This is a genomic window from Methylocaldum gracile (assembly GCF_053646815.1).
This window is the reverse complement of sequence record NZ_CM132196.1, coordinates 3,753,773-3,766,773: the sequence shown is the minus strand read 5'-3', so window position 1 is coordinate 3,766,773 and position 13,001 is coordinate 3,753,773. Positions and strand designations below refer to the sequence as shown.

The window sequence follows — 13,001 nt, the reverse complement described above, 5'->3', positions numbered from 1 at the left end:
GATTGTGTGCACAGCGAAAGGGTTCTTTGATCGGCCAAATGCCTTTGAAAAAGATGGCGTGAGAAAGCAGGATGTTATGACTACAAATGAGAAGCGAGTCCGACTAATCCGGATGATCGCCTGTCTGTCGGCCCTAGTCGCCAGTACACCCAAACCGGCCTTCGCCAATGCGGACCTCGACCGCGCCGAAGCCATCGGTTGGCTGATTCAACATCAAAACGGCGACGGCAGTTGGGGGCAGGGCGGGGCGCAGGTAGCCGCCACGGCGGAAGCCTTGGCCGCCTTGAAGAATTCTGGCGCCGACAAGGGGTTCCATTACGCCCGGGCATTGGCCTGGCTCTCGAATCAAAAGGCCGACAGTGTCGATTCTCTGGCCCGCAAGGTGATCGCGCTGGAAAATGCCGGCATCGCTACCGCCGAACTGGGGCTGACCGATGCCTTGCTGGGGCTCCGTAATGCCGAGGGGATTTGGGGCGCCTACAGCGGGTACGACGGGGGATTTCCCGATTCCGGGCTGGCAATGGAAGCTTTACGGTCGGCCGGCGTTGCGGCGCCCACCACTACTTATTTCGATCTGACCGGTTCGGGGCAACCGGCCGGAGACAGTGGCTGGTCTTACTGGGGAGGCTCCCTGGGCGTGAACAAGACGCCCGCCATCCTCCCGACGGCGGCGAACGTGGTGGCGCTAAGCCATTTCTATCAGGGCGGCCAGACTGCCGTCGGTTCGCAAGTCTCGCGCGCCGCCAACTGGCTGCTCGCTAAAAAGCAAGCCGATGGGAGCTTTACCGACCACAGCGCCGACACCGGCGTGGAGCGGTCCACCGCCACGGCTTACCTCGCCTTACAAGCAGCCGCGGCCGCCGGGCTCGCGCCGGCCGGCACCGATACCGCTTTGGCGCAAGCCGCCGCCTTCCTGCAAAATCGGCAAGCGGCCGACGGCAGTTGGAACGGGGACGCCTACGAAACGGGACTCGCCTTGCGGACCTTTCCGCCGACCATGATGGCCGACAGCGACGGCGACGGCATTCCCGATGCGGTCGAACCCTTGGTGGGCACCGACCCCAATCAGGCTGACGGCTGGAAGCTGCTGCCGCAAAACGGCCTGACCGCAACGCCGAATCCGACCAACCTGCGCGGCAACCCGATTGCAACGGAAGCGCTCGCCGAGGCCACTTTTTCCTATCCGCTGTCCGCGGCCGGCGGCACGCCCGGCTACGTCTGGTCGCTTGGCGGCGGGCATCTGCCGCCCGGCATCGCGGTGAGCGCCGCCGCGCCCTGGTCGCTTTCCGGGACGCCCGCGGCGGCCGGTTCCTATCCCTTCGTGTTGAATCTTAAGGACAGCCAGGGCGTTGCCGTCGCGGTGCCGGGCTATTTGCGCGTCATCGCCCAGAACGACACGACAACGGATACGGACGGCGACGGTGTTCCGAGCTTTTTCGAACTGCGGGACGGCTTGAATCCGCTTGCTGCCGATACGGACCTGGACGGCATCCCAGACAGCCTCGAATGGACCAATTATCCCGATTATTGGGATACGGATCAGGATGGCATGCCCAATGTCTGGGAATTGGCCCATGCGTTGAATCCCTATGATCCGAACGATGCGGCGCTCGATCCCGACAACGACGCGCTCCCGAATCTCGGGGAATACACTTACCGCAGCGATCCCGATGTCCCCGATACCGATCACGACAACATGGCCGACGGCGCTGAAGTTCAAATCGGGCGTAACCCGGTCGTCAACGAGCCGGCCGTGATCAGCATCATTTCCACGCTGCTGCTATAGCCGGCGGGGTGAGAAACCCCGTTCAGGGGTTGTTGCCGCCTCTTGCCGGTGGCTGTGTACGGATGCGTTCTTGGAGACCATAACAAATGCAAAATAAAGCGCCGTGGGGGACGTTTCGACTCTCGATCATCGCCATCTTGGTCGTTGTAACGATTGCGGCTTTGACCTGGTTTGCCGGTGGTGAAAAATCCGTCGATTCCGAAACGTCGGCATCGAATGCCGAATCGATAAAGGCCAAGCCACCGAAGCAATACTCGCCGCGGACCGGAGCGGCGATGCCGGATTTCGATTCCGCCGCGGAGACCATCGCGGCTGCCTACATTGGGGACGGTGAACCCGGCGATACCGAAAATTGGTCGAAAGGCATCGCGAATGAACATCGCGATACGCAACGATTGCTCACCGAGTTTTCGGAAGCGCGAAACGATCAGGTTCCGCAGCTAACGAAGCAGTTGGAGCAAAAACGAGACGGCTTCCGCGCCTACCGTTCTGAAATCGAAGGCTGGCTGGCCGGCCGAGGCTTGGAAAATTCGGGGCTCGCGGAACAGGTACGCGAGCGCTTCGATCGGCTGGATCGCGCTCTGGACGCCGCACTCGGTGCCCAGACCGCCGGCGAACGGCATCAGGCCTTGGCGACCCTGCAAGGCCTCCTGCAGCAACTCCAAGCGCCGCCGGTTGAGGTGCAGACCCAGCCCCAGCCGACCTTCACCCAGCAGGAGCCGACAAAACTCACGACCGACGATATCCCGAACGCCCCTCCGCCTGCCTATGCCGCACCGATAGGAAATGCCGGGGCTCGTGTCGAACCTTCGGGCCATTCGAAGAAGCTGGCCGAGTCCGTCGACAAGCTGATGGATGCGTTAGGGATAGGCACGGCTCAAGCCGCCCCGCCTTCGGCCGCGGCGCCCGAAGCGGTGGCTTGCGGCTATCAGGCGGCGGATCTCGGCAACGCCCTGCCGGAAATCAATCTGAACGATCCGGACGTGTTGGCCCTCGCCGAGAAATTGCAGTATTCGCCGGTCAAGATTTACGAATACGTCAAGAACCAGATCGAATTCCAGCCTTACTTCGGCTCATTGAAAGGTGCTTCCGCGACCTTGGTGAGCGGCTCCGGCAACGCCACCGATCAAGCTTCGCTGTTGATTGCTCTGCTGCGCATCGCCAAGATTCCGGCCCGGTATGTCTACGGCGAAGTTGCGTTCCAATACAGCGATCCGCGTATGCTGGACTGGTTGGGCGTAAAGGCTGTGAATGGAGCTTGGTCCAGGTTGGGTGTTGGGCAGATACCAAAGGAACTGCTGCCGTCCGGCCGGATTAGCTTTTCCCACGTATGGATCGAAGCCTGCGTGCCCTATGGCAATTACCGCGGCTCGCGCAACGACAATAGCGGGTTCCATTGGATTCCGCTGGATCCGAGCTTCAAGGAGATGACCTACACGAACGGCACGACCGTTGCCGATATTCCAGGCTTCAGCTTCGACTACAACGCGTATTTGAGCAAGCGCACGACCGTCATGCCTCAGGAAGCGCTGAAGGATCAGATGGAAGCGGCGCTGGGGACATCGCTCGTGCACGGCGGCGGATATCGGGGCGCCATCCTGCAACGGAACATCGACGTGTTGCCCAGCACGCTGCCTTACGACGTCCTGAATTTTAAGGATTGGGGGAGCGGCCAGTCCGAAACCGCGGTGTTGCCGGATACCCACCGCTACTTTGCCCAGTTCACGGTGCTGAATCAATCCGGCACTGCCTTGGCGCCAACACTCAATCGGCCGATGGCCGAACTCGCTTCGAGCCGATTGACCCTGTCCTTCGTGCAAACCAACGCATCGAATACCGCCGCGGGCAACGTCGCGGCCTGGCAGTTCGGAACGGCGATGGAGGTGCCTTGTGCGACTACCTCCAATTATCAGCAGACCTTGGTCCAGCCGGTTTTCAGGCGGGACGGCGTGGATATTACGCCCGCCGGAACCCGCACGGCTGTGGGTTTCTGCACCCGCAGCAACCAACTGACAATACGTCTTTCGCTCAATAACGTCACGATCAATCAGGTTCAATACTGGAACATCGGAGCGTACAACTACCATGCGCTTCAGGTCTACGCCTTTCATGCGTCCGACGACCTGATCGAAGCGCGCTCGGCGAAGCTACTCGACGCCGTCGAAACCACTGCGAATCCCAACACTCGGATGGACGACACGCTCGGCGAATACCTCCACATTGCCGGGCTGAAATATATGGACTACATCACCGAGGCGGGAAAAACCGTGGGACGGCTCTACGGCGAGACCGGCGACAGCGGCAATCACATCGGGCTCACGTCCACGGCGATGAAGGTGGAGTACGTGTTCGACCTGCCCTTTGCAGTCTCGCGCAAAGGACTCCTGGTCGATGTGCCGGGCGGCAGCCTCCGCTCTCGGAACATCGTCACCGGTGCCGCGAATTACAACAATTACTTGTTGGCGGGTTATTCCGCTTCTGCCTACGAATCGTACATTTGGCAGGAACAGGCCCACGTGGACGCCGTCAGCACCATCCGCGGCCTGCAGTTCGCCAATGATACCGGCCTGCCCGTAGTGGCCCTGACGGGCAGTGCGGATGTCGATACCCAATTGAATATCGGCTGCGCGACTTCGCCGATCAACCTGAACTATTCAACTGCTGTCAAAAACAGCTTAAAGAATCTGTTTGCGCAAGGCTATTTCAAAATCACCCTACCACGGTGCCTGATCAATTACGACGGCTGGGCCGGCGCCGTGTGGGTGGCGGAAAAGGCCACTCTGGACGGTAATCAAAATCTGCAATCGGCTAGTACCAGCTACACGATTTCCGGCGATTACACCACGGCCCAAGGCGGTTATTCCCTAGCAAGGCCGATTAGCAATTACTTTGATCAAGCGTTGGGCACCGGCTTTCGATCGGTCTTTACGCCCACGATTGCGACGTCCCTGACAGTAGGCCCAGTCCCTAACAGCAACATCAAAATCGACACCCCGCATTTCGGACCGGGCAGCAATACGGGCTATGTAGCCGGAAAAACAAACGTTGGCGGCGATCCCGTCAACCTGGTCTCCGGCAATCTCTACCATCCGGAGCGGGACTTGGCCATCCGGGGGCGAGGGGGACTCGACATCGTATTCGAGCGCACCTATAACTCGAACGTCCGCAAGGACGGCCCCTTGGGTTTCGGCTGGACGCACAGCTTCAACCATCAGCTGCAGTTCTTCGATGAGAATGCGAACGGGACTGTCGACACGGTGATTTGGGTCGACGGCTCGGGCTCGGCGAGCCGTTTAAGCGTCGCAGGCACGGCCAGCGGCGTGCCGTTGAATGCGACCTTAACGCCTCAAACGGGTCTCCGCGTCACCGCGAAACGGGAAGCCAACGGCGAATACAGCCTGAAGGAAAAATCCGGGCTGGTGTTCTATTTCCAGAACATCCCCGGTACGGCCGGCCAGACGGCGAAACTGGTTCGCGTGGTCGACCGCAACAACAATGCCTTGAGTTTCGGCTATAGCGGCGCGAATCTCTCCACCGTCGTCGACGGGATCGGGCGCACGCTTCGGTTCTGGTACGACAACGGCGGGAGCCATATTACCCGCATCACCGACTGGGCAGGGCGCACCTTCCGCTACACCTATGACGGCCGCGGCGATCTCGTCAAATTCGAAAGCCCGGAGGTCGTCGCGGGGCGTCGCGGTAGTTCGACGGCCTACACCTATTACACCGCCGCCGATGGCACCAATCTCGATCATGCCCTGAAGACCTACACGCGGCCGAACGGCAACGGCATGAGCTTCGAGTATTACGCCAACGGCAAGACCTTCCGGCATACCGACAGCCAGGGACATACCTACACCTTCCGGTACAACAAATTCCGCCGGGAAACGACCACCGTCGACGAGCGCGGAGTGAGCCAGACCTATCTTTTCAACGAATGGGGGCAACAGCTCCAGCACCAGCAAGGGGATGGCTCGCGGCTGGTCTACGAATACCAGGATGCGGCCAATCCACTCAACGAGACGCAGCGGCGCGATGCGCTCGGCAATACGATCCGGTACGCCTACGATGCGTCGGGCAACGTGACCACGATGACCCTGCCCGACGGCAGCAGCACCGTCACCTACGAAGGCTACAACGCCTTCCACCTGCCGACCAAGACCAAGGACGCCAACGGCCATTACACGCTGTACCGCTACGACGCCCGCGGCAACCGCACCGAGGTCATCGCCTTGAAAGCGGGCGTGAATACCGATACCCCCACGCCCGCGCAAATCGCCGCGTGGACGATCCATACCTACGACGGGGCGGGCAACCTCACGCGCACGAAGCGCGTGCGGGATTTCACCACCCAGGAAGGTCCCTACGTCGAGTTCGGATACGACGCCTCGGCGCTCAACCCCACATCGATCAAGCGCTGCGGCTTGCAGCAACTGGGTGAAGCCACGTTAGCCGACCGATGCACCAACGCGAGCCAAGCCTTCGATGCCTTGGGGCGTCCGACCGTCGCCGTGGACGCGCGGTTCTACCCGGCCGAGACGCGTTACAACGACGACGGCCAGATCACACGCGCGACCGATGCCCTCCGGCAATGGCGCGACTTCGCCTACGACAATAACGGCAACCCGATCGGCGCCAGCCTGATCGCCTTCGACGGCAACGGCGTCTACGGGCTTCTCCAGCAGGACGTCGTGGAATACGATGCCCTCGATCGGCCCGTGGTCCGCCGCAATACCGCCGGGCACGCGACCCAGTTCACCTACGACGAAGTCGGCAACGTCCTCAAGATCACCAACCCGGACGGCTACAGCGTCCGGTTCGAATACGACGCCCTCAACCGGCCGACCCGGGCCTTCGACCAACAGGGGAACGCGGTCGTCACCGAGTACGACATCGGCGGACGGCCCATCCGGGTGACCGATCCCAACGGTCTCGTCACCCAGTACGCCTATTACGACCAGACCCAGAACGGGCGGCTGAAGCGGCTGACCGGCCCCGACGGGCGTTATACCGACTACTTCTACGACCAAAACGGCAACGTTACCCGGACCGTGGACAACGGCGGGCGCGAGACTCTGACCGAGTACGACGTGCTCAACCGGCCGGTCAAGACGATCGGTCCCGTGCACGACGCCCTCGGCCTGACCGCTATCCGCCAGGTCACGGAAACCCAGTACACCGCCTTGGGCGATGTGCAAAAAATCCGGGCCGGCTATCGCACGCCCACCGGCAGCGAAACTCTGACGGACCAGGCGACCTACGGCTACGACGACTTCGGCCGGGTGATCGAAGCTACCGACGCCAACGGCCACACCACCCGCTGGACCTACGATGCCTACGGCAACCCCATCCGTCGCGTGTCCCCCAACGGCCATGTGGTCGAATGGGAATACGATCACACCCGCAATGGGTTGTTGATCCGGCGGACCGCCAAGCTTTCCGACACCGATCCCGCGCCCCACGTCACCCAGTACACCTACGATGCCCTGGGCCAGGTACTGACCGCGCAGACGCCGGAAGTTACCTACCAGTACACCTACGACACCGCCCATCGCCTCGCCACGGTGACCGACAGCCGCGGTCCCAAGACCCTGACTTACCGCCATAGCCCCGGCGGACTCCTCGACAGTCTCGAAGATAGCGAAGGCCACCGCCGCGATTTCCTCTACGATGCGGTCGGGCGCTTGAGTGCCGTGCAGGCGCCGGAGGGCGAGCGGGTCAACTTCGTGTTCGACGGCGGCGGACGGCTTTTGGAAACCACCATGGCCAACGGCTACGGCACCCTCTACCGCTACACCCCCGAGGGTTACCTCGGGGAACTCGTCAACCGGGCGGCGGGCGGCACCGAGGTCAGCCATCATACCTACCAGTACGACCCCCTCGGCCGGCGCACCGGCCACCTCGAAGCCATCGCCGGGGCGGAGACCGATTACACCTACCAGTACGATGCCCTTGACCGGCTGCGGGAAGTGCGGACGAACGCGGGCGCGACCTTGGCCGAAGCCTACGCCTACGATGCGTACGGCAACCGGCGCGAGCGGATAGCCCCGGATGGCAGCGTCCAGCGCTACGTCTACGACGCCGCCCAACAGCTCCGGGAAATCCGGAGCGGCTCCGACACCGGCGCCATCCTGGCGAGCTACACCTATGACTTGACCGGCAATCTGATTCAGCGGAGCGGCGGAGGCACGACGCTCGACCTGGCCTACGACGCCCTGGAGCGGCTGGTGGCCGCGAGCGGCACCGGGATCGCCCCGGAAGCGTATACCTACGATCACCAGGACCGGCGCATCGAAGTCAATGTGGACGGCACGCCCCGGCGCTCCGTCTATGCCGGGCTGGAGATCTGGAGCGACTACGGGAGCACCTGGACCCAGGCACAGGCCTTGTACACCTACGCGGGGCTCGATCGTCCGCTGATCCGGACCGGTGCTGGCGGCACGGCCTATTACCACGCCGACGCCCTCGGCTCGGTGGTGGCGGTGACCGATGCCGCCGGATCGATCACCGCCAGCGCCCGCTATGCCGCCTTCGGCCAAACCCTTTCTGGCGGGGCTCTCCCGCGCTACGGCTACGCGGGCCGCGAGCCCGACGCCACCGGGCTCATCTACTATCGGGCGCGGTATTACGACCCGACCCTCGGCCGTTTCACCCAGCGCGACCCGGCGGGCTTTGCCGACGGGCTGAACCCGTATGCGTATGTCGGGAACAATCCGGTGAGTTTTACCGATCCGTTGGGGCTGTCGCGGATGAATCCGATTGCGACGCAGGTACAATCTTATTTCGCTGGAGTGAGTAAGCCGTACACGTCACTCTCGGGCGGGACGGGCACAGCGAGTGTCAGTTCCGGGTTGGGCGGATCGACCTCCTCGGGACGGGTCGTTTTTGCCGATTCGGGTGAAACTGCCAGTGATGCCGGAAGAGATATGATCGGCGGTTCGCCGACATCCTGCGGCCAACGCTTATGCAATCAGATCGGCACCGCCCCCGGCCCATTGGATGTGCTGGACATTAGCACGAGTCTGGGGGCTCCTGAGGCTAAGCTAGGAACTGGCATCGTCGGAGCAATAATGAAGGGAGTGGCAAAGGGGACAGCCAGCGAATCGCGCTTCATTAACGGCGCGAAGGTAACCGACCGCGTAACGGGCAATGTTCTTGAGGGTACGGTCGATCTGAAACCGACACTCGACCGCATATCTGCTGGTAAGACCTTCCCTCATCGCAATGATGGTGCTGTGTTTGGCAACAAAGAGGGATTGCTGCCGCAACAGCCGGCGGGGTATTACAGGGAGTATGTCCATCCGACGCCCGGCGTGAATGGTCCAGGGCCTCAACGCATTGTGACTGGCCAAGGTGGTGAGATCTTCTACACGCCGGATCACTACAGGACGTTTATTCGTGTGAATCCATAGAGGGTATAGACATGGCCAACACCGAAATGACATTTGCATTCATAGAGTCGCCGGAGTCCCTGTGTGGGCAAGAGGACTATGTCCTGAGGATTCCGGCTGGGATTCGCTCCAAGGCCGATTTGCTCACTGCGTTCGCACATGCTGGCCATTTTCCTGATTACTTCGGCGGCAACTGGGATGCGTTGCTCGACTGTTTGCGTGACTTCAGTTGGATAAACAATAGGAGGGTTGTGGTTGTGCATAGTGATCTTCCGCTATGTGACAACCCAGCAGAGTGCCGCATTTACCTGGATATACTCCAAACGGTGCTTGTTGACTGGTCAGAAAATGCCAAGGCGCCTACTGCGGAGTCTCCGCCAGAGTGGCCATACATTGACCACGAACTGAGAGTTATCTTCCCGCCTCAAGTTAGAGACGTAGTGGCGAGTCTTCTTACTTCAAAGGGTTGATCGGCGGGGTTGTCGAGCCCGCGTAGGGCGCAATAGGGTACTCCCGTATTGCGCCGCATGGGGAACGTTCCATTCGGCGCATTACGCTCAAGCTAATGCGCCCTACGCGAGCTATCGATGCAAGAAATACTCTGGAGCGGTTTGATATTGGTATTGATTCTGCCGAAAATAGCGTCTTTCTTCCAAATAGCTCGGTAGGGCGGGTTAGCGTACTCGCGTAACCCGCCGTTCGGGTCGCTCGGTAAACGGCGGGTTACGGCGCGCATCAATGTGTGAAAGGGTCAGGCTTTTTGTGTTTGCTTCAGATTTCCTTCAGGGAAGTGGCCTTGGGTACGGAAACCAAAGACGCCGAAGTCCAGCAATAACAGTCTGACCCCGTCACGGGCTTTTCTACGGCTTCGCTATACGTAAAAAGAAGACACCGACCATGAAAGCGCTTAACAAATGCTATAAAACAATATTCGTGTCGCTTTTGTTTCCGGTCTCTGCCATAGCGGGCGGGGGAAATGGAAATGTCGAGATTGAACACGTCGGCGGCTACGGAAACGGAAGACTCGTATATTTTTATACGACCAACCATCTAAATCCGCCGGCATGCAACACATATAAGCGACGGTGGGTAATGGATCTCGGAAATCCGGCAGGAAAGGAACAATACGCTCTTTTGTTGTCGGCGCAAGTCTCCGGAAAGCAGGTGACGGTTTACGGCACCAATCAGTGCGACCTCGCGGGGGACTCTGAAACGGTATATTGGGTGGGATATCCGGTGGATCATTCCACAAAACCGTAACACTGAAATGATCGAGAAAAAAGACAGATTTATTTTTCCCAATGCGGTTGCGGACGTCAGTCTATTCGTTGGTCAGCCCGCGTGGCTCGGGCGGGTTAGCGTGCTCGCGTAACCCGCCTTTTGGGGTTATCCCCTACAAGCTCTGCCGCCACAGTCCCGGCGGGCTCCTCGACAACCTCGAAGACAGCGAAGGTCATTGCCGCGAACTTCCGGTGTGACACGATCGGGCGCCTGAACGCCGTCCAATAGCCGAGCGACTGCAGAAGAACATAGTAGGATCAATTCTCGGTGGCATCGGGTAACTGGCGTTCCTACCGTAAGAGAGTAAGAAAGGGGATGGAAAAATGAAGATACTCATAGCAATTGCGTTGTCATTGGTGGTCACATCGGTATTTAGCGGTTCCGAAACAGGAACAGTGAGATTCGAATATGGCTAGTACGCTTCCGGTCCTAATTCTGCCGGCTACACGTTTTTGTATCTTGATGGCGGCACGAAGGTCGCGCCACCAGGCTGCGCAACTTTTGCCGGTGGTGAAAGGTGGGTGATTAATAACGATTGGCCCGCGGCCAAAATCCAGATGAGTGTTCTGTTGGCTGCAGCGGTTTCCGGTAAGAGAGTTACCATTTATGGCAGCAACAACTGCAGCATTTGGGGCGACACCGAAACTGCGGCGAACATTTCCATCGTCGACTAAGATTTGGCTAAGAATAACTTCCCGAAATCAGATCTCTTACAGAATGTCGCGATAGATCCAACTCGTGTCGGGTGCAATAGGATACTCTCGTATTACGCCACATAAGAGGCGTCCCGTTCGGCGCATTACGCGAAAGCTAGAGCATTTTCATACCTACTGTACGGGCACTCGCGAGTAGGTCGGGAATCCCTCCCAATCGCAAACGGCGTCTTCGGGAGCGCCGAAGCCGCCCTTCCCGACGCCATGTCCCGGCCGAGCGTCTTCGTCGGCAAGGATTGCCGACCTACGAAAGCTTGAGTCGATCTACCCTGGCCGAAGGCGCCAACGACTCCTGCAGGCCTGTTTTGCCGTACGAGCGAGATGAAAACACTCTAAGGGGCTACTCGGTAAACGGCGGGTTACGACGCATCGGATCCAAGCGTGCCCAGCAGGGGTTCCGTTGTGCGCGCCTAACCCGCCCTACAAACCCCGGGGTGAGGTACGAAACTAGACCTCGATCAAGCGTCGGCTGTGCCGGGTTTCCGCAACGCTTCAACCCGACCTAGGCCAAGCTTGGCAGGCTAGGCGCTGCATAGTTTCTACAGGCTAATCGACGCGCGCTGCGGCCGTGACCCTCGGATTTTCCGAATACCGCAATGCGATAAACAGGAAAAACTGGGTTCCGAAGATCAGATTGGCCAGGACGAGGTGAATCGGCTGTACGAAAGCCGGAAATCCGAGACGATCCAGCGTTACCCCCGTGCCGATGGCGGCTACCACCAAGGCGCCCAGGGCCAAGCCGAAGTTTCGAAGCAGGTGTCCGCGTTCGAGGCGTCGTGCCAGATTCCAGACGAGCCAGAGATTTGTGAAGAGAATGACGGAGGAGAATGAGCGGTGAATGTAGAAAATGATCGGAAATTCCTCCCGCCAAAGGTGGCGCTCGGCTTGATCGAAGGTCGTGGCGATGACGTCCACCGACTCCCGGATCTGGGTTCCCATGGTGATTTGCAGCAGCGTCATCCCCATCGCTACCGCCAAGACCGTTTTGAATCTTGGCGATAGCGCACCAGTATCGAGCCTCCGTATCGTGTCCTGCTGCGATCTCGCTATCGCGTAGATCAGGAGACACACGATCACGAAAGCGGTCACCATATGGGCGGTAATCATGACCGGCCGCAGATTGCTGGCGACGACCGCAGATCCCAGCCAACCCTGAAACCCGACCAATAAGAATACGGATAAGGCGAGTAAGAAGACCGCCCGGTCTCGTTTCAGATATGGAATTGAATAGAGCAAGGTCAGCAGAATAAGCACTCCGATACTCACGCCGATCAACCGATTGACGTATTCGGTCCAGGTCTTGAGCGGATTGAACTCGGTATCCGCATAGCCGCGCTCGGCGTAAATTTCGTGGTAATTCGGCGGCAGCTGGGATTCGTCGGTAGGCGGGATCCAGCGGCCGAAGCAGGTGGGCCAGTCGGGGCAGCCCATGCCGGCACCGGATGCCCGTACGATGCCGCCGACCAGGATCAGGAAATAAACGGCGGCGATCGTAATCAGGCCGATGCGGCGGAACCGTTTGGAAATCGCCGAGTCGGTCGCGTTTGAATGAAAAGCGTTCTGGGGATTGAAGTCGGAAGAGACCGTATCGTTCATGACTGATAGTTCGACAAGATTGGGACGTTATGTTTGTACGATGCCGGACGGCGAGCCGGTACCGGCGTTCGGAGCGTTTTTCGCCGCAGTATAGTGGCGTGAATCGGGAACTCGGCACGCCCAGAATACATGCGCAAACAAGCTTGTAGGTCGGCAATCCTTTGCCGACGAAGATGTCGGGAAGGGATTCCCGACCTACGACAGCCTGGGGCGCTACACCACATCGGAAAATGC

4 protein-coding genes are annotated in these 13,001 nt (G+C 59.8%); 3 read left to right on the top strand and 1 reads right to left on the bottom strand.

The window, feature by feature from the left end:
• The first annotated feature begins 76 nt into the window (after positions 1–76).
• From ACWJJK_RS16655 to ACWJJK_RS16645, 3 genes are all read left to right on the top strand, one after another.
• Positions 77–1,786 carry a binary toxin-like calcium binding domain-containing protein gene (locus tag ACWJJK_RS16655; protein WP_156879534.1) on the top strand — a complete coding sequence of 570 codons (1,710 nt, stop codon included), beginning with the start codon at positions 77–79 and terminating at the stop codon, positions 1,784–1,786.
• A gap of 86 nt (positions 1,787–1,872) precedes the next feature.
• On the top strand, positions 1,873–9,198 hold the full coding sequence (locus ACWJJK_RS16650) for an RHS repeat-associated core domain-containing protein (RefSeq protein ID WP_156879535.1): 7,326 nt from the start codon (positions 1,873–1,875) through the stop codon (positions 9,196–9,198).
• 11 nt (positions 9,199–9,209) lie between these two features.
• Positions 9,210–9,647 (top strand): barstar family protein, encoded by a 438-nt coding sequence (locus ACWJJK_RS16645; RefSeq protein WP_454128295.1) that lies wholly within the window; start codon positions 9,210–9,212, stop codon positions 9,645–9,647.
• A 2,070-nt stretch (positions 9,648–11,717) separates the two neighbouring features.
• Here the strand turns inward: ACWJJK_RS16645 and ACWJJK_RS16640 are convergent.
• A complete protein-coding gene (locus ACWJJK_RS16640; protein WP_156879537.1) occupies positions 11,718–12,767 on the bottom strand; it encodes a COX15/CtaA family protein in 1,050 nt (349 codons plus the stop codon).
• Between the last annotated feature and the right edge of the window lie 234 nt (positions 12,768–13,001).